Here is a 20,878-nt window from a genome sequence, read left to right on the forward strand (position 1 = left end):
TGAGTTGACTGGAGAGAAAAAGTACGACTGTCGCCAGCCGCACCTACTGCCTGACCACCGGCCAGCCGGCGGGCTCGTCGACATCGTGGATCGGGTCGACCATGACCAGGTCTGCAAGTTCGTCGTGCATGTCGATCTTGAGGCCGTCACGTGCCGCAGCCAGGCGCGCAGCCAGCTCGGGCGAAAGGGCCGTGGGCGCAACCTCAGCCGCGGGCGAAAGCAGCCCATATTCGCCAAGCCTGGCGATGAAGGCATCGAGATCGTCTGCTGCGATCGCGCTGCTGCCGCAATCCCGGCCGACGAGGCTTGCCGGCGAAACATGCGCAATCAGCGCCTCCCACACACAGCTGCCGCTGTCCGAGAAGCCGAAATACCGGCCGCTGGCGAGATCGAGAACGACCGCATCGCCATCGAACGTCTCATAGACAATGTCGCTGCCCGAGACCGCGTAAATCGACGAAAACCCCATTACCCACACCTACCCCTAGGTTACCTCTGAGATGCACTGCTTATCAAGCAAGCGCTTATATAAGCAACCTGCATCCAGGCGGCGCCATATATCCGGTTGTATCCATTGGCGCAATACTCGCCTCTAGATTGTTATTGGTAGTATTTTTTAATGCCTGCGGAGCAGACGTTCCGAAGGCGTTGATGGCACAGCGTCTCTTTGCGGGATTGTACGACCGCGTTCAACCCAATACGCGCTGCCGCTCAGTTTCGCTCGACCGGCTTCGAGCGCATGCGCGAGACCGTTTCGCGCTCGGCCCGCTTGCAGCGCATCGGCGGCAGGCCGCGATCCATCAGGGCCATGTCCTCCAGCACCATGTCGCCCATGCGCTTGAAGGCGATGTCCAGCGCACCGGCACGGTGGGCGGAACGCAGGAACCCGGGCAGGGATCGAACGGGATGGTCCTTCGCCGGCGGCTCCTCGGGAAAGACATCGCTGGCAGCCAGGATATGGCCGCTTCGGACAGCATCCATCAGCGCGTCGAAATCGACAACTCCAGCACGGCTGAGCAGGATCAGCGCCGCCCCCTTACGCATGCTGGCGAATGAGCGGGCGTCGAGGAAGCCCTGATTCTCGCTGGTGACCGATGCCACCACGAAGACAACATCGCTGCCTGACAAGACCTCGTCGAGCGTTGCCGACTCGACGCCATTTTCGCGCAACACGGAGGGCGGCAGCCATGGGTCGAAGGCTTTGACGCGGGCGCGGAACCCCAGGAGCAGCCGGTTCAGCGCCTTGCCGAGATCGCCGAAGCCGATGAAGCCGATATCGGCACCCGACATCAAGCGGGCAGAGGCGTTGCCGTCGGCGCCCCAAAGCTCACGGCCCTCGCGGAAGGCGAGGTCGGCGTCGGTGATGCCGCGCGCAAGGTCCAGCGCCAGCCCCAGTCCGATCTCGGCCACCGGCTCGGCGAAGACCTGGCTGGTCGTCACCACATGCACGCCACGCGCGAATAGGTGCTCGTAGGGCATGTTGTCGAGCAGGTTGCCCTCGACGTTGAAGATGCAGCGCAGCGACGCCATCGCCGCGACAGTGTCCGGCGACAGCGCCGGCTGTCCGATCAAATAGCGCACACGTGCCAGAATTTCAGCATCGAGACCGGCGATGTCCTCGGGCTCGACCTCCAGCACCTCGTTCTCATCGCGTAGCCTGGCCAACGCCTCGGGCGCAAAGATCAGCTCCAGCGTGCGCGGCCGGGGCGCGCTGAGCACAAGCGGCCTGGCTTGATCGGACATGCTTTCCTCCCGGCGCTTCTACTGCCTCAGCCGTGGTCGAGGCCCAGCGCCTCGATCAGGTGCTCGCCGGTGATCACCCGTTCGACCTCCTCGATGGTCGATTTCTTCGGATCGATGTCGTCGGCAACGATCTTGCCGCCGCGCATGACGACGATGCGGTCGACCACCTGGAAGACATGGTGGATGTTGTGGGCGATGAAGATGCAGGAATGGCCGGTATCGCGCACCTCGCGCACGAAGCGCAGTACGCCTTGCGTCTCGGCGACGCCGAGATTGTTGGTCGGCTCGTCGAGGATGATTAGGTTACTTTCGAAATGCATGGCGCGTGCGATGGCGACCGCCTGGCGCTCGCCGCCCGACAGCGCCCCGATCGGCGTGGTCGGCGGGATGTCCTTGGTGATGCCGACGCGCTTGAGCAAGGTCCGCGCCACCTCGTTCATCGCATCGTGGTCGAGCCTGTTGAACAGGCGCGCGCCTTTGACCGGCTCGCGCCCGAGGAACAGGTTGCGGGCGATCGACAGTTGCGGCACCAGCGCCGAGTCCTGGTAGATGGTCTCGATGCCGTTGGCTATGGCGTCGGTGGTGCTCTTCATCTGCACCTCCTTGCCCTTGACGTAGATCTGGCCGCTGGTCATCGGCACCGCGCCAGACAGCACCTTGATCAGCGTCGACTTGCCGGCGCCGTTGTCGCCGAGCAGGCCGACGACCTCATGGGTATTGACCGTGAGCGAGACGTCCCGGAGCGCATGGATGCGCCCATAGTACTTGTTGATGTTCTGCATCCGGACGAGTTCTTGGGTCATCGCTCAGGTCCCCGCATTGTGTCGGCGTTCGAGCCAGGAGTGCAGCGCCATCATGGCGAGGATGATCGCGCCGATGAAGATGTTGTAGGCGAGGCCGGGCACGCCGACCATGACGATGCCGTTGCGCATGATGCGCAGGATGAATATCCCGATCACGGTGCCGATGATGGTGCCACGCCCCCCGGTCAGCACCGTGCCGCCGATGACCACCATGGCGATCACCTCCAGTTCATAGCTCGTGCCGCTGTTGGGGTTGGCAGCCGAGGTGCGGATCGAGCTGATGATGCCGGCAAAGGCCGCCATCGCCGACGAGGTCATGAACAGCAGCACCTTGGTGCGCCGGACGTTGACGCCCCGCGCCCGCGCCGCGTTGGGATTGCCGCCCGAGGCCTGGATCCAGTTGCCGGCCTTGGTCTGGGTCAGCACGTAATGGGCGAGGAAGGCAAACAGCACGAACCACAGCAGGGACATGTAGACGCGGAAGCCGCCGACGTAGAACTCGCCGACCAGGAGTTGCGCCAGCCACTGGTCCTCGGCGTTCCAGGTGCGCTGCGGGAAACCGTCGGTGATGTAGAGCGCCGAGCCGCGCGCGATCAGAAGCATGCCTAGCGTCACCAGGAAGGACGGGATGGCGAGCCGGGTGACGAACCAGCCGTTGACGAAGCCGATCAGCATGGCAAGGCCGATGGCGATCAGGAAGGCCACGGGCAGCGGCGCAAGGCCGGTGTTGAACACCGTCCACATCACCACCGCCGACAGGCCGAACACCGAGCCGACGGACAGGTCGAATTCGCCCGAGGTCATCAGCAGCGTCATGGCCAGCGCGATAAGGCCGAGTTCGACAGTGAAGGCGAGCGTGTTGGAGATGTTCAGCGGCGACAGGAAGTCCGGATTGATCGACCAGAAGATCGCGATTTCCAGGATGAGCAGGACCAATGGCCCGAATTCAGGCTTCGCGATGAAGCGCTGCACAAATGATCGATTGTCCATGACTGATCCGTGAAAAGACGTTGGTCGTCAGGTGGAATGGCCTCGCCGCCGCGGTCCTGGATGCGAGCACCCGGTAGGCGGCATGACCGAACCTGCAGCTGGCCGTTGCGTCGAATATGAAACGGCGCCGGCGGAGATTCTCCGGCCCGGAATGTCCGGACCGGAGGCTTTGGCAGGCTTATTTGCCGGCCAGGATGTCGTCGTAGAGCTGCGCCCGGTCCTTCTCGTAGAGCGAGCCGACGATGATGTCGAAGCCGGGCGGGATCTTGCTGGCAGCCATCGCCGCCATCGACAGCGCCATGTAGCTGGTCGCCTGCGGATCCTGCCACTGGGCGGCGTTCACATAGCCTTCCAGCACTTCCTGGGTGGTGTCGCGCGAGTTGCCCCAGCCGACGACCGGGATCTCGCCCGGCTTGACGCCGGCCTGGTCGAAGACGCGCTTGATCGAGCCGGTGACGAGGTCGCCGAGACCGATGATCGCCTTAACCTTGGCTTTGTTGGCGGTCAGGTAGTCGGCCATGCGGGTGATGATCTCCGCCTGGTCGAGCGTGGCGTCGGTGACTTCCCAGGTGATGTTCAGCGGCTTGAAGACGCTTGAGATGCCCTCTTCTTCCTGCACGCCATAGGTGGCGCCGGGAACCTCGACCGGCATCCAGACGAAATCGCCTTCCTTCACCAGCTTCTTGTCGACCAGGTACTGCGCCCAGCCCTTGCCGAAGGCGACGTTGTTGCCGCCGACATAGGCGTTGAAGTTGGCGGTCGGATCTGGAGTGTTCATGTTGATGATCGGAATGCCCGCGGCGCGGGCCTCCTCGGCCACCTTCACAAGGCTGCCCGGATCCGGGCTCGAGGTCACGATACCGGATGCCTTGGCCGCGATGGCGGCGCGAATGGCTTCCTGGTGCGCCGGCACGTCGCCATTGTGGAACGACGTGTTGACGGTGTTGCCGGTGTCGTCGGCCCATTGCTTGGCGCCAGCCAGGAAATAGGTCCACACCGGATCGGCCGGCGAGCCATGCGAGACCCAGTAATACGTCTTCTTGGCCTGCGCATAGGCGGTCGATGCCATCCCGAGGCTGGTCGCCACCAGCGCCGCCGAGATGACGGCTATTGTCCTTTTCAGCACGGTTTTCTCCTCCTCATCCGGGCGGGATGCCCCCGCTCCGATTTTCAATCCGACGTATGCAGAGCAACGCCCGGCAACCGGACGCGCGCGCTATCGTCGATGGATTGGCCCTCCAGCCACCGTGCAATTCCTCCCGCACGGTGAATGCTCAAAATGATGCTTTTTCAGGATCATTTTGATGCTCGAAAAGTGGCGTAACGGCAGATACGAGTCAAGCTCGAATCCCACCCGGCCAGCGAATTGGCGACCCAGCTTGGGAAACTTAGGTTGCGGCCAGGGGAAGCGGCGCACAGATACGCAGACACGCCTCATTTTGAGGCATGATCATCGCCGAAGAGGCACGATTAATGGGCCACAGATCAGTCGGCGAAGAAGCCGCCATCGAATGGCAGCGACAGGCGCTCTCCGTTGCGATCGGCAACGGTCAGCTCATCGCCCGACACCTCGATGTCGGTGACTTCGCTCCAGCCGACCGGTGCTGGAACTGCACCAAAGGCATAGCGAACGACCTTGCGCCCGCCGCCAAGCTCGATGTCGGTGGCGACGCCGTCCGGCATATGCTCGCCGGGCTGCAGATGGATGCCGGTTGCCGCTTCCTCGATACCGAGCACGGCGATGTGGCGGCTGTTCCAGGGCGCATAGCGGCGCCCGCCATTGCTCATCCACAGTACCGTCTGCGGCAACACGCTGGCATCCTTCAGCGCAAAGAACAGGAACCCGTCCTCGGCGGCCAGCGCCGCCGACCAGCCGATGGGGCGTCCCGGCTGCTCCGACAGCACCACGATGTCCTCGTGCCCATGGTCGAACGGATAGCGGCTGAGATCCGCAATCGCACCGTCCTGACGACGGACCGCCGAGAGTTCGGTGAAGGATTGCGGATAGGAAAGGATCGAGCGCCCCCGCGCCGGGTCCGACTCGGGCGGAGCGGCCATCGTCCGTCCGCCGGACTTGGGCGAAAAGCTCAGCCGCGCGCTGCCAGGCACCCGGATCATGGCATGATGCGCTATCGGCAGCCTGCCTGTCCCGCCCTCGAAGACATGGGTCTGGTAGACCACCGGCTCGCCGGGCCGCAGGGCAATCGCCTTTTCAAGCCGCGCGCCCGAAACTTGCTGCTCGAGCCTGTAGACCGCGCTGACGCCACCGCCGGCCGTGGCTGATTGTTCGCCGCCTTCCCAGTCGCCATTGGCCGACCAGCCATGGATCGGCACGCCGGGCTCGCTTCGCGCGAACGGCGCACAGAAGAAGTCGCCGGCCAGCCGCTGCTCCACCGGCGCCACGCCGTCGGGCAGCGTCTCGCCGCTGTCCAGCCACGGCGCGCGATGCAGCGGCCGAATCGTCTGGCCGCCAGATTCGATCGCCAGATCGTCGATCACCCCGCCCTCGCGGTTGAAGCGCAACGAGATGCCGTCGGCCGAGATCACGTCCATCTGGAAAGTCCTATGGCCCTGAAATTACGCAATAACCGCTCAGACCTCGCTCGGAATGTTCTCCCGGAACACCGACTGGATGCGGATGGTCGTCGTCGGAATGTTCGGCTCGTCGCGCACCGCGCGCACCAGCCGGTCGATCGCCTCGCGCGCCTCGACCTGGGCATTCTGGTCGATCGCCGCGTCCATGACCCCGCTCAGCAGGTAGTGCCGGGTCTGGTCGGTCAGGTCGTGGCCGATGAAGATCACCGACTTGTCGCGCCCCGTCTCCGTCAGCGCCCGCGCCACGCCGTCCTGGCCGGCGCCGATGCAATAGATGGCCAGTAGATCGTCGTGCTCCTCGAGCAGCGCCCGCACTTCGTCATGCGCCCTGTCGGGGTCCTCATGCACCTCGCGCACCGCAACCACGTCGAGCCTGGGGAAACTCTCCGACAGCACGTGGCGGAAGCCCATCTCGCGTTCCTCATGGCCGCGATAGGCAAGCGCGCCGGCAAGCAGCGCCACCTTGCCCGCGGCGCCCGGCAGGAAGCGGCCGATCAGATAGCCGGCCAAGCGGCCCGCCGCCCGGTTGTCGATGCCGACGTAATTCATGCGCCCGACATGGCTGATGTCGGAAACCAGCGTCAGCACGGGAACGCCCGACGCAATCAGCCGGCGCACCGCCTCGCGCACCGACGGGCTGTCCAGCCCGATCAGCCCAACTCCCTGGCAGTTGGCCCGCAGACCGCCGAGCGTGGCTGCCGTCTGCTCCGGGTCGACGCCGGCGACCCGATGGATGACGACATCGACATCGCCGCGCAGCTCCGCGCGCCGCTCGATCTGGCTGACCAGATCCGCCATGAAGGCGTTACTGCCGCCGGGCAGCACGAAATCGAGGCAAACCGTGCCCGATGCCGACGGCGCCGGCTCGCCGGCCAGGTTGGCGGCAATCGCCAGCACATGCTTGCGGGTGTGATCCTGCACCCCGGCACGGTTGTTCATCACCCGGTCGACCGTCGCCTTCGAGACGCCGGCCAGCCGCGCGATTTCATCCATCTTCGGTCGCGAACTGGCCACGGAACCCCTCTCCGGCATTGCAACAGCCGCAAACTATGGCGGCCATTTCGGCCGGTCAACGTCAACCTGATATCAAAATGATGCTTTTTTAGTGGAAGCGCGGGTTTCCCACTGGTTCCAATCTGCATTTGCCTCGGCCAAGGCTTGACGCAGCGCAATTTCTGCCGATAGCATCAAAATGAAACATCATTATGATGCTTCTGATTTTGAAATGCTGCCGACCATGACACCGACACCCAGAGACTACAGCCTGATCGGCCGCGACGCGGCGCTCGCCGAGGCCAACGGCATCGCCGCCGCCGAATGGTACTCCTGCCCTATCCCGCGCAAGCAGCTGAAGGAGCTGATGAAGCGCAGCGACGGCCCCGCCCTGCGCGACACCGCCATCTGGGTAGCAGCGCTTGTCCTGTCCGCCGCCGGCGGCATCCATTTCTGGGGCAGCTGGTGGGCCGTCCCCTTCTTCCTGGTCTATGGCGTGCTCTACGGCTCGTCGAGCGACAGCCGCTGGCATGAAGCCGGCCACGGCACGGCCTTCAAGACCCGCTGGATGAACGACGTGCTCTATTACGTCGCCAGCTTCATGATCCTGCGCGAGCCGACGGTCTGGCGCTGGAGCCATACCCGCCATCACACCGACACCATCATCGTCGGCCGCGACCCCGAGATCGCCGTACCGCGCCCGCCCGATGTCGTCGCCTTGCTGCTCAACATCTTCGCCTTGAAGAGCAGCTTGATGACGCTGAAGTCGCTGTTCATCCACGCCGCTGGCCGCCTCAAGGCGGACGAGGCCACCTTCATTCCCGAAATGGAGCGCTGGAAAGTCTATCTGGTGGCGCGCATCTATCTCGCGATCTTTGCCGCGGTCATTGTCGCCTGCGTCTGGATGGGCAGCATCCTGCCCGCCATGCTGGTCGGACTGCCCAGCCTGTACGGCGGCTTCATGACCATCTATTTCGGGCTGACCCAGCATGCCGGCCTCGCCGAGGACGTGCTTGACCACCGGCTCAACACCCGCACCATCTACATGAACCCGCTGTTCCGCTTCCTCTACTGGAACATGAACTACCACGTGGAGCACCACATGTTCCCAATGGTGCCCTATCACGCGCTGCCCAGGCTGCATGAGGCCATCAAGGACGATTGCCCCGAGCCTTACCCCAGCACCATCGCCGCCTATCGCGAGATCATCCCGACCATCCTGCGCCAGGTGCGCGAGCCCGCCTTCCACGTCATCAGGCGCCTGCCCGACGGCAAGACGCCGGTGCCCTACAACCACGGCGCCATCATCAATCCGGCCGAATAGGCCGTCGGAGACCCATCATGCCGGAACTATGGATCAACGCCTGCGACACGGACGATATCGACCAGGACGACGTGATCCGCTTCGATCACGACGGCCGCACCTTTGCCCTCTACCGCACCGAGAACGATCGCTTTTTCGCCACCGACGGCCTGTGCACGCATGAGAAGGTCCATCTCTCCGGCGGGCTGGTGATGGGCAACATCATCGAATGCCCCAAGCACAACGGCCGCTTCGACTTCACCACGGGCAAGGCCAAGGGCGCGCCCGTCTGCGTCGACATCGCCACCTATCCGGTCAAGGTCGAGGACGGCCGCGTGCTGATCCAGATCGCCTGACCTTTCAAGCAAGCCCGAACGCCAGCCAAGAGATGAAAATGCAGTCTTCCCAGCCCACCGTCGCCGACCTGCTCGCGCTCAAGGGCAAGCGCCAGCTCACCAAGCTCAGGGTCGAATCGCTCGACGAGGCAGCTGCCGCCAATGCCGCCGGCATCGACATGCTGTCGGTGCCGCCGGAGGTGCTGTCGCTTGAAGGATTCCGCGCCGTCTGCCCCACTCCCTTCGTCGTCGGCGGCCTCGAGCCCGGTGCCTACATCACCGAGGAGGACTATCTCCGCGTCGCCTTCCGCTTGCTCAAGCTCGGCGCCAACGCCGTCTATTGCGGCGCCAGCCTGAAGATCATCCGCCGCCTACGTGACGAGGGCATCCCCGTCGTCGGCCATGTCGGGCTGATCCCGTCGCGCCGCACCTGGACCGGCGGCTTCAAGGCTGTCGGCAAGACCGGTGATTCGGCGATAATGGTCTGGCAGCAGACAAAAGCGCTGGAAGAGGCCGGGGCCTTTGCCGCCGAGATCGAGGTCGTGCCGCCGGCGGTTGCCGAGGCGATTTCGAAACGCACCAGCCTGCTGATGATCTCGATGGGTGCGGGCGCCGGCTGCGACGCGCAATACCTGTTCGCCACTGACGTGCTCGGCGAGCACGACGGCCACTATCCCAGGCATTCCAAGGTCTATCGCGACTTTCATTCACAGTATCAGCGCCTGCAGCAGGAGCGCATCGCCGCTTTCCGCGAATATGCAGCCGATGTTTCGAGCGGCGCCTACCCCGCTGCCAGCCACCTTGTCCGCATGGGCGCGGCAGAGCAGGATCGTTTCCTGGCCGAGATGGAAAAGACGCCGTTGGTCTAGGCAGATCGGGAAGGACCGCGGAACGACGAGGGAGGACAAAATGGCCAGATGGCGTGTTGCCGGCATCAATTTCGATCACATGCATATGGGCGACCTGCTGCGTGAGGTGCATCAGCATCCCGATGCCGAGATCGTCGGCATCTACGACAGGCAGCCCGAGCGCATGGCTGCCGCGATCGCCAACTTTTCCATCCCGGCGGACCGCGTTTTCACCGACCTGAACGCCTGCCTCGAGGCGACAAAGCCGGATGTCGCGATCATCTGTGCGGCAACGGCCGAGCACGCCGACCATGTCGAGCGCGTCGCCCGCCACAAGGTGCATGTGCTGGTCGAAAAGCCCTTCGCGTCATCGCTGGCCGATGCCGACCGCATGATCGCGGCGATGAAGCCGACCGGGCGCCAGATGGCGATCAACTGGCCGCTCGCCTGGTATCCCAGCCACAACACGGCGAAGCGCCTGATTGATGACGGCGCCATCGGCGAGGTCATCGAAGTCCATTACTACGATGGCAACCGCGGACCGCTCTACCACCTCGCCGACAAGGTCGAGGTCACGCCGGAAGAAGTCGAGGCGGCCAAGCCGTCGTCCTGGTGGTACAAGAAGGCTTCCGGCGGCGGCAGCCTGCGCGACTATCTCGGCTATGGCGTGACGCTGGCCACCTGGTTCCGCAATGGCGACAAGCCGGTCGAGGTCACTTCGGTCGTCGACCAGGTCCCCGGCATCGAAGTCGACCAGCATTCCATCACCGTCTGCCGCTACGCCAGCGGACTGTCCCGGTTCGAGACGCGCTGGGGCACTTTTACCGACCCATGGACGCTGCAGCCGCAGCCGAAATGCGGCTTCGTCATCGTCGGCAGGGACGGCACCATTTCCAGCTACGACTACGAGCCGCATGTCACGGTGCAGACCCGCACGCGGCCCGAGGCGCACCAGATCCCGGTCGACGTGCTCCCGGTCGGTCGTCGCGCGCCGATCGAATATGTGCTGGATTGCCTGGCGAAGGATCAGCCGATCTCGGGCCCGCTCTCCCCGGCCCTGTCGCGCATCGGCCAGCAGATCACCGACAGTGCTGCCCTTTCGGCCGAACTCAAGCGCACCGTCGAGTTGCTGCCATGAGCGGGACACCAAGCGAAGACGCCTATGCGCTGAAGGCCGCCGAAACCAGGCTCGTCGAGGCCCCCGACCTCGCCTATCGCCCGCCCCGGCCGAGGACCTATGCGCCGCGTATCGCGCTCGTCGGCGCCGGCGGCATTTCCTTCGCCCATCTCGATGCCTATCGCAAAGCCGGTTTCGACGTAGCCGTCATCTGCAACCGCACGCTGGCCAAGGCCGCCGAACGTCGCGACGAGTTCTTTCCCGATGCGGCGATCACCGACGACCTTGCCGCAGTTCTCGTCCGCGACGACATCGAGGTGGTCGACATCACCACCCATCCGGCCGAGCGCGAGGGCATGATCGAGCGGGCACTTCTCGCCGGCAAGCATGTGCTGTCGCAGAAACCCTATGTGCTCGACCTCGACACCGGCGAACGCCTTGTCGACCTCGCGGAGCGACAGGGCGTGAAGCTCGCCGTCAACCAGAACGGCCGCTGGGCCCCGCATCTCGCCTGGATGCGCGAGGCGGTTCGCACCGGCCTGATCGGCGACCTCGTCTCCTGCCACGTCTCGATCCACTGGAACCACGGCTGGATCAAGGGCACGCCCTTTGAAGCGATCGACGATCTCGTGCTCTATGATTTCGGCGTGCATTGGTTCGACTTCCTGGCGAGCCTGATCGGCGACCGCGCCACCTCTGTCTATGCGACCCGCAACCGCGCCGCCGGACAGGAGGCACGGCCTCCGCTGCTTGCACAGGCGCTGGTCGAATTCGACGGTGGGCAGGCTTCTCTGGCCTTCGACGGGGCGACGCCCTTCGGCCCGCAGGACCGCACCTACATAGCCGGCACTGGAGGCAGCCTGTCGAGCACCGGCCCCGACCTCGGCATTCAGGCCGTGGAGCTGACGACGGCTGCCGGCACGGCACGGCCCGCACTCGCAGGCAGCTGGTTCAATGACGGCTTTGCCGGCACGATGGGGGAGCTTCTGTCGGCCATCGAAGACGGCCGCGAGCCGCTCAACGGTGCCCGGGCCAATCTCCGGAGCCTTGGGCTGACATTCGCCGCGATCGCCTCGACGCACCGCGGCACACCGGTCGTGCCCGGCGCCGTTCGCAGCTTGGAGGAGGCGAAACGTTCTCCGGGCTGAGCCCGGACCAACGCCTCGTCCAAGGTTTCAATCGACCCGCAAGACCATCTGTCGCGTATTTAGACAGGCCCAGCCAACACACGAAGCGGCGCTCCACCCAGCCACGCGCCGATATTCTCGAGCGCGTCCCCATAGTAGACGCGGTAGTTGTTTTCAGACACATAGCCAATATGAGGCGTCGTGATCAGCCGGTCTGAGCGACGGAGCGCGTGATCAGCAGGCAACGGCTCGGCATCGAACACATCGAGTGCCGCTCCCCCGATGGCCCCCGCATCGAGTGCAGCGACCAGTGCCCCGGTATCTATGAGACCACCGCGCGAGGTATTCACCAGCAACGCTGTGGGTTTCATTTTTCGCAGCTCATTGGCGCCGATCATATGCCTTGTGGTCTCGGAGAGGACCATATGCAAGCTGACGACATCGGCGGCTTCCAGCAGATGCCCCAGGGACGGGGCCAGGGTGACGCCGGCATCGAGACAACGGGCGTGGGTCAGGTTGGGACTCCAGGCCAATGCCTCCATCTGGAAGGCCTTCGCATAGCGCGCAATCACCTGTCCGATACGGCCGAGCCCGACGATGCCGATGGTCTTGCCCGCGAGATCGACCCCAACCGTACCCTGCCAATGGCCATTGGTCCGTATCGCCTGATGTTCCTGCGGAATGTGCCTGGCCAGCGCCAGAAGCAGACCCCAGGTGAGTTCGGGCGTCGGCGTGGAAATGCTGCGAGTGCCGCAAACCGTGATGCCCTGTCGCGCCGCGGCCGCCAAGTCGATTGCGGCATTGACCATGCCCGTCGTGACCAGCAACTTCAGCCGCGGCAGCTTCGACAAAAGGCCTGCATCGAAGCGCGTCCGCTCGCGCATCGCAACAATGATGTCGGCATCGGCGATCGTCGCCAGCGTATTCACGCTATCCATCGGAAGATGACTAAAAGTCAGCTCGACCTTGCCCTGAAGACTGTCCCAGTCAGCGCATTTTCTCGCTGCATCCTGATAATCGTCAAGCACGACGCAATTCAACATAGGACCACCCGGAATGAGCTATTAGTCATGCGTCATGCGGGCACGGGCCGCGACGACTTCGATCTCGACCTTGAATTCCTCGCGGGTAAATCCGCTGACGATCATCAGGGTCGATGCGGGTGCCGGGTCGGGAAAAAGCCGATCCCTCACCGACATGTACGGTTTCATGTAGGCCCTGTCGGTGACGAAGGCGTTGATCCGCACGACGTCCGCCAGGGACATTCCGCCTTCGGCGAGAATGACGCGGATGTTGTCGAAGCAGCGTTCTGCCTGCTCGGCGACATCAGGCGAGATTTCGCCATCGGACGATATCCCCAATTGCCCTGAACAGAAGATCAGTTCGCAATCGGCAGCCACGGCGACGCCATGGCTATAGGCCGCGAGTGGGGGCTGGATCGATTGAGGCAAAAGGTGCCTCAACGCGCTTTTGGTGTCATTCATCTCATGCCTCAAATCACTGGATGCGAAGCCGCATCTCCCTGTCTCTCGAACGAAGGGGACGTGCGAGCGACCTGTTTCGACTGCTGGTTTCAGGAAATCCCGCGGCTCAGTTGGCAGCCTGCTCGGCCATCACTTCCTGCGCCACGCGAAAGCACTCGAGCGCCCGTGGAACGCCGCAGTAGATGGCAACCACATGAATGGCCGCCCTGACCTGTTCCTTCGTCACGCCGTTCGCATTCATTGCGGCACGGCAGTGAATCTTCCACTCGTGCATCTGCCCAAGAGCACCGATCATTGCGAGGTTCATCAGGCTTCGGGTTCTTACGTCGATGGCGTCATCGCTCCAGCCGAAGCCCCATGCCCAGGCAGTCATCGCTTCCTGAAAGGGCCGCGTGAACTCATCGGCTTCGGTGAGGTTGGCAGCGACATAATCTTCGCCGAGTGTCGCACGTCGCTTCGCCACGCCGCGTTCGAACAGCTTGTTGTCCACGTTTTCTACCTTGATATGTTGATGGCGTTCGTTCGCGCGGCGCAGCGTCGGCGATAAACGTCAGACTTCGCTTTTCACGCTGGCTGGATCCAGGCCGCAGCCACGGAGCACAAAAGTCGTCACCTCGGCAACGATGCGCTCGCGGTCCAGGGGTTGCCCATCCTTGACCCCCATGATCGCGCGAACTTGCGATTCATAGTCGGCGTAATATTGCGTCAGCGCCCAAAGATGGAACATGAACAGGATCGGGTCGAGGGGCTGGATAAGCCCGGTGCTGATCCAGCGCTCGACGACGAGCGCAGCCTTGCGGCGCCGCGCCGTCCACTGTTTCCACAGCGGCGCCATGAATGTGCCGCCACTTAGGACGTCATTTGTCAGAAGCCGGGATTCCTGGGGAAAATCGAGCGCGAAGTCGAGCTTGCTGCGGATAAGCGCCGAGATCGCCTCGACGGGATCGGCGTGCTTGCCCGCAAGCGTGATGCCCTTGCCCCATCGGGTGATGGCGCGGCGCATCACCTCGGCATAAAGCGCTTCCTTGCTGTCGATGTAATAGTGGAGATGCTGCTTGGAGATGCCGGCGCGCTCGGCGATCCCCTGGGTCGACGCTCCCTTCGGCCCATGGAGCGAGAATTCCACGATGGCCGCATCATAGATTGCGTCGAGCACCTGCTTGCGCTTGGCAGCGGAGTACGGCGTGCGTGGTGCATCAGCTGTTTTCATGGATCACAATTCGATGCGAAGAGTGGAGCTGAACGCACGGCTGCAGCACAGGGCAAGTTTATTCTTACGCTCACGCGGGCTCAGGCAGAAGTCACGGTGATCGGGCTCGCCATCTGAATAGTTAGTCACGCAGGTACCACATACACCTTCCTCGCACGAGGTCGGAACATCAATACCGTGGACGCGCAAGACATCCAAGATGCTCTTGTCGGAGGGCACCACTAATTCTTTGCCGGATTGCGCAAGAATTACCGCAAATTGCCGGCTCTCGCCTTCCGCCACGTCTTCTCTATTGGCCGCGAAATGTTCGACATGCACCTGGTCGGAAGGCCAGTGTGCAGCATGCGACCGCACTGCCTTCATGAAGCCGTCCGGACCGCAGAGATAGAGATGCCGACCATCTGCAGTTCCACCCAGCAATTGGGCAAGGTCGATCTTCTCAGGCTCGTCAGCGGCGTCGAAATGCAGCCGCATGTGCGCCGCAAGTTCGGGACGCCCCAGGCGCTCGGCGAAAGGCAGAAAAGCCCGTCCACGCGCGAACAACGCAAGATCGAAGTCGATGCCCCTTGCAAGCAGGGTTTCCGCCATGGCCATCAGCGGCGTCATGCCGATGCCACCGCCGACAAGCAGAACACGGGCCGAGCCCGGTTCCAACGCGAAATGATTGCGCGGGGTGCTGATCTCGAGCCGATCACCAGCTTTGACGCTGTCATGCATCGCCGCTGAACCGCCTCGCCCGTTCGGTTCCCGTTTGACGGCGATCACATACCGCCCGGTCTCGGTCGGATCGTTGCAGAGCGAATATTGCCGAACGTACCCTCCCGGCGCATAGACGTCGACATGCGCTCCCGCATCGAATGCAGGCAGACAATAGCCGTCGGCTGCCCGCAGGTCGAAGCTGCGAATGTCTTGCGTCTCGTCGATGATCTCTTGGACCACGACCTGGAGCCGGGAAGGAGTTGTCATTCTATCCTCGTACTAGGCACTTGCATGCTTGCAGGCGTTATTTGGTCTCAAGTTGCTTCCGCACCTCGAGCCCGACGCCCTTGTTGACGAACTTATCCGTGACGGCGGTCTTGAGGTCGATCTCGCCAGGCTTGTAGAGCCCGACTTCCACCATCTCGTCGTGAAAACCGGCAAGGCGCTTGAGATCGATGGCTCCGAGGCCCTTGTCTACGGCGTCGCCAGTATCGGCGAGGCCTCGCCGTTGGATTTCCGCGACCTCCGCCTCAAGCTTCTCTTCAGTCATCTCCGGATTGTCTTCGCGGATCAGGGCATAGGCTTGCTTGCGGTCGCCGTAGAGGTAGTTGTTCCATCCAATGATCGAGGCATCGACGAAGCGCTGCACCAGGTCCGGGTTGTCTTGGATGAGTTCACTGCGCGTCTCGATGATGTTCGAGTAGGCAGTCCAGCCGTAGTCGGCCAGCATGAATACGTCGGGCTTGAACGTGTCGACGTAAAGCGCTTCCGCGGTGGCATAGGCTTGCTGCACCGAATCCGGCTTGGTCAGGAACGGCGCCAGCGTGTAGTTGTATGGCTTCACCTGGTCGTCGCTGAAGCCGAACTTCAGCTTTAGCCATGGCCACCAGGTGAACTGCGCCGGCTTGCCGATGAACACCATCGGAGCCGCCTTCATGTCGCCGAGAGCCTTGTACCGGCCAGGATGCGCCATCAGTGCCTGCGGGTCCTTCTGGAAGAAGGCTGCCACGATCGTGGTGGGTATCTTGGCCCGGTTGTTTTCCAACGCATTCTGAGGCGACGGAGACAACAGGAAGTCGACCTTGCCGGCCGGCAACAGCGCGCGGGTGTTGACCTGCGGCCCCCCCTGCACGATCTCGACGTCGAGGCCGTACTTCTTGTAGGTGCCGTCGGCAATCGCCTGGTAGAACCCACCCTGACTGCCCTGAGCCTTCCAGTTGGTGGCGAAGCCGACCTTGTCTTGCGCATGGGCCGCCATGCCCGATCCGATCAGACCTCCAGCCAGAGCGGCTAGAGCCAAGCCCATACGCTTGAGTTTAGTTTCAATCATCCCATTCATGGTGTTTTCCTCCCAAGTAGCTGTAGCCGATTGTGACCGTCACTCCCGCCCGACGATCGTGGCCGACTTTCCTCTGTTCAAAAGATCCAGCGGATCGGCGACGCCCTTCATGGCTATCTGTTCCTGATCCGCGACCCGGCCACACTCCTCAAGCGTGAAGGCATGGGCATTGCGAACCAGGCAGCCGTCGGCGGCAAATTCCTGCGCCAGTTCCGCAAGCCGCTCCTGCGAGCTGTAACGGACGAGCGGCAAGCAAGAGACCCGCGGGGCGCCCCCTACCCTGGTGAATTCATGGTGCATCAGGACCTCGTCGCCGTAGCGTGCCATCTGGCGCGTCACGAGCTCCGGATCGAATGGCTGCGCCATCACAAATTGCAGGTAGGTCCAGCCTCTATCCTTCTTGAGCACTTGCAACGTCGTGTGATTGAACGCGCATTCGTGCATCGGAGGCAGTTCCGCATGCTCAAGTTCATCCTCGTCCATGGCGAGAGTGATTTCACCACCGAACGAAGCGGCGAGTGCACGAAACGCTTCAAGATGACTCCGATTGACGACTCCAAACATCGCATGGCGGGCCGCATCGAAATGGGACCCGAGCGACTCGTAATACGGAGCGAAACGCCCCTCCACCGCACTCAACTGGAAAACATCCAGATCTGGGGTGGCGTGGACGACGTTTCCGAACCGGAGCACATCCTCATAGCTCGCAAACTGGGTAATGCAGTGTATCCAGTCTTCCGCAGCCACCAGCCCGAGTTCGAATTCCAGCAGGATGCCGTTTGTTCCCCATGCGTGGAGAATCGCATCCACCTCGTCGCCGGCGAGCGTGATGATACGTGGCTCCTCCTCGACCGTGAGCACCCGTACGGAGCGGACGAAGTGCGATTCCTGAATGATCCCGTGCCGTATCGACCCGATGCCGGCGAGGCCGCCGGCAATGAAGCCGCCGATCGTCGCGATGCGTTGCGTCGACGGAAACATCATGAGTTGCTGGCCGTGTTGCTCCACCGCTTCCTGGATAACCGAGATGCGGCAACCGGCCTGGACGCGGACATAGCCGTCGCCAACCTCGATGATGCGGTCGAGCTTCGTCATGTCGATGACCGCACCGCCGGCCAGCGGCACGCTCTGGCCGTAGTTGCCGGTGCCGCCGCCGCGCAGCGTAAGCGGTACCTGATGGCGGGCCGCCGCAGCGGCGATCGCCACGATCTCTGCTTCATCGCGAGGCTGCAGCACGACGTCGGCGCGACAGTCCTTCAGACGGGCGTCCAGGATCGGTGAGTACCAGTAGAAGTCACGAGATTTGAGCCTGAGCTGCTGCGGGTCCGTGGACTGGGTGATGCCAGGGAGATCGGCCTGCAGCGCCTTGAGGTCAAAGGATGCTTGGGTATGTATCATCAGAATTTCCCCGACCTAGCTTTCGCTCTTGATTTCGCTCTCGTGCCAGTAGCCGAGGAGCCGTTTCGACAGCCAGATGTTGATCATGAAGATCGCCATGCCGCACATCGAGACGAGCACCAGGGACGAGAACATGCGTGGAATCTCGTTTCGGAAGCTCGCTTCCAGAATGCGGGAGGCGAGGCCGGTATCGCGACCGGAGGCACCGGCAACGAACTCGGCAACGACCGCGCCGATCAGCGCCAGCCCGCCGGCAATCTTGAGACCCGCCATGAAGAAGGGCAGAGCCGAAGGGGCAAGCAGGTAGCGGAACGTCTGCCAGGGCGTGGCCCGGTAGAGCCGGAACAAGGCCTTGAGATTGTGATCCGCGCTGCGCAGGCCGATCACTGTGTTCGACAACATGGGAAAGAAGGCGACGATCCAGGCGCAGATCAGCAGCGCAGCAAAAGTGCTGTCCACGTAGATCATGATCAGCGGCGCGATGGCGATGATCGGCGTCACTTGCAGCATGATGGCGAAGGGAAAGAAGCTAAGTTCAATCAGCGGCGAAAGGGCGAAGACGGTGCCGATCAACGCTCCACTTAGGACGGCAAGAGCCAGAGCCATCAAAGTCAGCCTCAGCGTGAACCAAAGCGAGGACTCAAGAGAGGAGAAATTCTCCACCAGGGTCTGAAGAATGAGGGATGGCGCCGGCAGGATGTACGGTGGCACGGCCTGCTGCCACACGTAAAACTCCCAGGCCGCCAACCAGGCGAACATGGTTGCCAAGGGCAATGCGAGCCGCAAGAATCGCTCGCCGTTGCCGGTCACAGCCGCTTGCACGGCACGGGGCTTTTGGCTTTCAGTGGTCGACATCGTTTCCATCCAGCGTGCTCCTCAGCGCCTTGCTCACTTGCTTGCAGTTCTCGGCGTACTCTGCCGACATTCGGAATTCGTCGTCACGCGGATAGGGAGCCGAGATGGTGATATCGTCGACAACGCGACCGGGGCGCGCCGCCATGACGATGATGCGATTGGACAGATAGACGGATTCCCACACGCTGTGCGTGACGAAGATCACCGTCAGATCGTGCTCCGACCAGAGCCTCAACACGTCGTTGTTGAGCTTGACGCGCGTCATCTCGTCGAGAGCCGCAAACGGCTCGTCCATGAGCAGGACGCGCGGCCGCGTCACCATCGCCCTGGCAATGGAGACGCGCATCTTCATGCCACCCGACAATTCACGCGGGTAAACGGCAGCGAAGTTCGCCAAACCGACCTGCTCAAGGGCTTCCTCGACGAGCGGCTGCGCCGCTTTGCGACTGGTTCCGACAAGCCTCAAAGGCAGATAGACATTGTCGAACACCGTCGCCCAGGGCATCAGCGTCGGCTCCTGGAAAACGAAACCGATGTCATGCACGTGCTTGCTGGCGGCGCCTGACTCCTTGCTCCACTCGATCGAACCCGTCGATGGCGCAGTAAGTCCGGCGATCATGCGCAGGGCCGTGCTCTTGCCGCAGCCCGATGGCCCAAGAAAGCTGATGAACTGCCGCTGGCCGATATCCAATGACAGATCGCGCAAGGCGACGGTCCCGTTGGCGAAGCGCTTGTCGACGCCGCTGATACGGATCAGGCTGTCGGCTTTCGTCATGGTAGGTACAATTCCCATTGCGGTCACCACGCCGGCTCGTTGGTGAGCCATGTGAGGGGCGCCTCATGGATCTCCCGCAGCAGTTCGACGAATCGCTCAGCCACGAACTCAAGCCCCTGCTTGCCCTTGTCGGCAGTTGCTGCGGCAGCATCCCCGCAGGCCCCGCACGGATGCAGATCCTGAATCTGCCAGCCCAGCTTTGTCAGCGGACCGATGGACAGATGCGTATTCGTCTCGGCCAGGCGCTCATGCAGCCCGACGAACCGCTCCGCCTTGCTCATGTCGACGAGGTCCGGACGCAGCGCCAGCATCATCGATGTTTCCTTGTCTCCCGCGTGGATACCGAACCTCGATTCGGCAGCGCTGAAGAGGCCGGACGGCATGCCGAATGCATGCGTGGCGGTCGCTACCGTGAAAAGGCCATGGCGCACACGAAGATCACGCGCGACGATGTCCAGCACAGCGGTTTGCCCGCCATGGCTGTTCAGAAGCACCAGCTTGCGCACGCCCGAGGCCGCAACGCTTTCGCCGATATCCATCAGCACGCGAAGCAGCGTGTCGGCCGAGAGCGTCAGCGTGCCGGGGAAGCGGCTGTGCTCATTGCTCTTTCCAACGCGCTGACCGGGAAGAAAGACCACCGGCAGATCGTCCGGCAGCCGCTTGATAGTCTCCGCGACCACGCCCTCGCTGATGGTCGTATCCACGGAAACAGGCAGATGCGGGCCGTGCTGTTCGATTGCCGATACAGGCAAAACAGCGATCAGCTCGTCGCGTTTGAGTTTGGCGAAAGCGGCACTTGTATAGTCGGCCCAGTATCGCAGCATCGTGTCCTAACCTCCCAGGTTTCAGGCATCCTTACCATTTGTAAAAATACTTTGCGTTGGTTCAAACCTCGTGTCAAGCCACCTGCTATCACACTGAACAAGGATCTAACCGTCGCCTGATTTTCACCCCGTTTTGCCTCCGGACCGCAGAAAGCCATGCCCTGCATCACAACCGGCAGAGTGGACGGAGTCTTCGGAACTCACCCATTTCGCCCTGACCGCCCTCCAAACAGGCCCGGCGTGGTCCTCAACGCGCTGCCATGAAACGCCCCCAATCGCGGTATTTGCGCTACGAAAGCGGCCAAATCACACCGTTTGACACGGCGCGCCTCCAAGGCGTACTTTCCACATGTAAAAATACTGTACGAAAGATCAGACGTCTGTTTCGAGAGCAACACGCATGCCGGCTGGCATGCCGTGGTACCCAACTTGGTGGAGGC

General features: G+C 62.7%; 22 protein-coding genes. 5 read left to right on the forward strand and 17 right to left on the reverse strand.

Annotated features, from left to right (window positions below; translation table 11 throughout):
- Positions 1-43 precede the first annotated feature (43 nt).
- The 7 genes from WHT83_RS23855 to WHT83_RS23885 all read right to left on the reverse strand — a co-directional run bounded on the left by WHT83_RS23855 (position 44) and on the right by WHT83_RS23885 (position 7,124).
- On the reverse strand, positions 44-469 hold the full coding sequence (locus tag WHT83_RS23855) for a PqqD family protein (RefSeq protein ID WP_108606959.1): 426 nt from the start codon (positions 467-469) through the stop codon (positions 44-46).
- 242 nt (positions 470-711) lie between these two features.
- Complete coding sequence (locus tag WHT83_RS23860) at positions 712-1,743, reverse strand: hydroxyacid dehydrogenase (protein WP_108606958.1); 1,032 nt, start codon at positions 1,741-1,743, stop codon at positions 712-714.
- A 26-nt stretch (positions 1,744-1,769) separates the two neighbouring features.
- Positions 1,770-2,546, reverse strand: coding sequence for an ATP-binding cassette domain-containing protein (locus tag WHT83_RS23865; RefSeq protein ID WP_406872573.1), 777 nt, complete (start codon positions 2,544-2,546; stop codon positions 1,770-1,772).
- A 3-nt stretch (positions 2,547-2,549) separates the two neighbouring features.
- Positions 2,550-3,536 carry an ABC transporter permease gene (locus WHT83_RS23870; protein WP_318763731.1) on the reverse strand — a complete coding sequence of 329 codons (987 nt, stop codon included), beginning with the start codon at positions 3,534-3,536 and terminating at the stop codon, positions 2,550-2,552.
- A 178-nt stretch (positions 3,537-3,714) separates the two neighbouring features.
- On the reverse strand, positions 3,715-4,662 hold the full coding sequence (locus WHT83_RS23875; protein ID WP_108606955.1) for a substrate-binding domain-containing protein: 948 nt from the start codon (positions 4,660-4,662) through the stop codon (positions 3,715-3,717).
- Between the two features lie 359 nt (positions 4,663-5,021).
- Positions 5,022-6,089: a hypothetical protein gene (locus WHT83_RS23880; protein WP_406872574.1), complete on the reverse strand. Its 1,068-nt coding sequence runs from the start codon at positions 6,087-6,089 to the stop codon at positions 5,022-5,024.
- A gap of 39 nt (positions 6,090-6,128) precedes the next feature.
- A complete protein-coding gene (locus tag WHT83_RS23885) occupies positions 6,129-7,124 on the reverse strand; it encodes a LacI family DNA-binding transcriptional regulator (protein WP_406874051.1) in 996 nt (331 codons plus the stop codon).
- Positions 7,125-7,323: 199 nt separating this feature from the next.
- Between WHT83_RS23885 and WHT83_RS23890 the strand changes: the two genes are divergently transcribed.
- The 5 genes from WHT83_RS23890 to WHT83_RS23910 are packed head-to-tail and all read left to right on the forward strand — an operon-like array spanning position 7,324 to position 11,875.
- Positions 7,324-8,448: a fatty acid desaturase family protein gene (locus WHT83_RS23890; RefSeq protein ID WP_406872575.1), complete on the forward strand. Its 1,125-nt coding sequence runs from the start codon at positions 7,324-7,326 to the stop codon at positions 8,446-8,448.
- A 17-nt stretch (positions 8,449-8,465) separates the two neighbouring features.
- The gene (locus tag WHT83_RS23895) at positions 8,466-8,783 is read left to right on the forward strand and encodes a MocE family 2Fe-2S type ferredoxin (RefSeq protein WP_406872576.1); all 318 of its coding nucleotides are present in this window, start codon (positions 8,466-8,468) and stop codon (positions 8,781-8,783) included.
- 38 nt (positions 8,784-8,821) lie between these two features.
- Positions 8,822-9,631 (forward strand): 3-methyl-2-oxobutanoate hydroxymethyltransferase, encoded by an 810-nt coding sequence (locus WHT83_RS23900; RefSeq protein ID WP_406872577.1) that lies wholly within the window; start codon positions 8,822-8,824, stop codon positions 9,629-9,631.
- A gap of 40 nt (positions 9,632-9,671) precedes the next feature.
- Entirely contained in the window at positions 9,672-10,748 is a 1,077-nt protein-coding gene (locus tag WHT83_RS23905; protein ID WP_406872578.1) for a Gfo/Idh/MocA family protein, read from the forward strand.
- Positions 10,745-11,875: a Gfo/Idh/MocA family protein gene (locus WHT83_RS23910; RefSeq protein ID WP_406872579.1), complete on the forward strand. Its 1,131-nt coding sequence runs from the start codon at positions 10,745-10,747 to the stop codon at positions 11,873-11,875. Before WHT83_RS23905 ends, WHT83_RS23910 begins: the two co-directional genes overlap by 4 nt.
- Positions 11,876-11,934: 59 nt before the next feature.
- Here WHT83_RS23910 and WHT83_RS23915 read toward each other — a convergent pair whose 3' ends face one another.
- From WHT83_RS23915 to WHT83_RS23960, 10 genes are all read right to left on the reverse strand, one after another.
- Positions 11,935-12,882 carry a D-2-hydroxyacid dehydrogenase family protein gene (locus tag WHT83_RS23915; RefSeq protein ID WP_406872580.1) on the reverse strand — a complete coding sequence of 316 codons (948 nt, stop codon included), beginning with the start codon at positions 12,880-12,882 and terminating at the stop codon, positions 11,935-11,937.
- Positions 12,883-12,918: 36 nt separating this feature from the next.
- Entirely contained in the window at positions 12,919-13,338 is a 420-nt protein-coding gene (locus tag WHT83_RS23920; protein WP_108606949.1) for a RidA family protein, read from the reverse strand.
- A 106-nt stretch (positions 13,339-13,444) separates the two neighbouring features.
- Positions 13,445-13,828, reverse strand: a complete 384-nt coding sequence (locus tag WHT83_RS23925) for a carboxymuconolactone decarboxylase family protein (RefSeq protein WP_318763727.1) — start codon at positions 13,826-13,828, stop codon at positions 13,445-13,447.
- Between the two features lie 60 nt (positions 13,829-13,888).
- A complete protein-coding gene (locus WHT83_RS23930) occupies positions 13,889-14,548 on the reverse strand; it encodes a TetR family transcriptional regulator C-terminal domain-containing protein (protein ID WP_318763726.1) in 660 nt (219 codons plus the stop codon).
- 3 nt (positions 14,549-14,551) lie between these two features.
- Positions 14,552-15,514: a PDR/VanB family oxidoreductase gene (locus tag WHT83_RS23935; protein WP_318763725.1), complete on the reverse strand. Its 963-nt coding sequence runs from the start codon at positions 15,512-15,514 to the stop codon at positions 14,552-14,554.
- 37 nt (positions 15,515-15,551) lie between these two features.
- Positions 15,552-16,586, reverse strand: a complete 1,035-nt coding sequence (locus tag WHT83_RS23940) for an ABC transporter substrate-binding protein (protein ID WP_406872581.1) — start codon at positions 16,584-16,586, stop codon at positions 15,552-15,554.
- A gap of 39 nt (positions 16,587-16,625) precedes the next feature.
- Entirely contained in the window at positions 16,626-17,984 is a 1,359-nt protein-coding gene (locus WHT83_RS23945) for an FAD-binding oxidoreductase (RefSeq protein WP_183264554.1), read from the reverse strand.
- A 15-nt stretch (positions 17,985-17,999) separates the two neighbouring features.
- On the reverse strand, positions 18,000-18,839 hold the full coding sequence (locus WHT83_RS23950) for an ABC transporter permease (RefSeq protein ID WP_108609729.1): 840 nt from the start codon (positions 18,837-18,839) through the stop codon (positions 18,000-18,002).
- Positions 18,826-19,632: an ABC transporter ATP-binding protein gene (locus WHT83_RS23955; RefSeq protein WP_108606944.1), complete on the reverse strand. Its 807-nt coding sequence runs from the start codon at positions 19,630-19,632 to the stop codon at positions 18,826-18,828. Before WHT83_RS23955 ends, WHT83_RS23950 begins: the two co-directional genes overlap by 14 nt.
- Positions 19,633-19,637: 5 nt before the next feature.
- The gene (locus tag WHT83_RS23960; RefSeq protein WP_108606943.1) at positions 19,638-20,438 is read right to left on the reverse strand and encodes a creatininase family protein; all 801 of its coding nucleotides are present in this window, start codon (positions 20,436-20,438) and stop codon (positions 19,638-19,640) included.
- Between the last annotated feature and the right edge of the window lie 440 nt (positions 20,439-20,878).

Source organism: Aminobacter sp. P9b (genome assembly GCF_045345995.1).
Taxonomy (GTDB): domain Bacteria; phylum Pseudomonadota; class Alphaproteobacteria; order Rhizobiales; family Rhizobiaceae; genus Aminobacter; species Aminobacter niigataensis.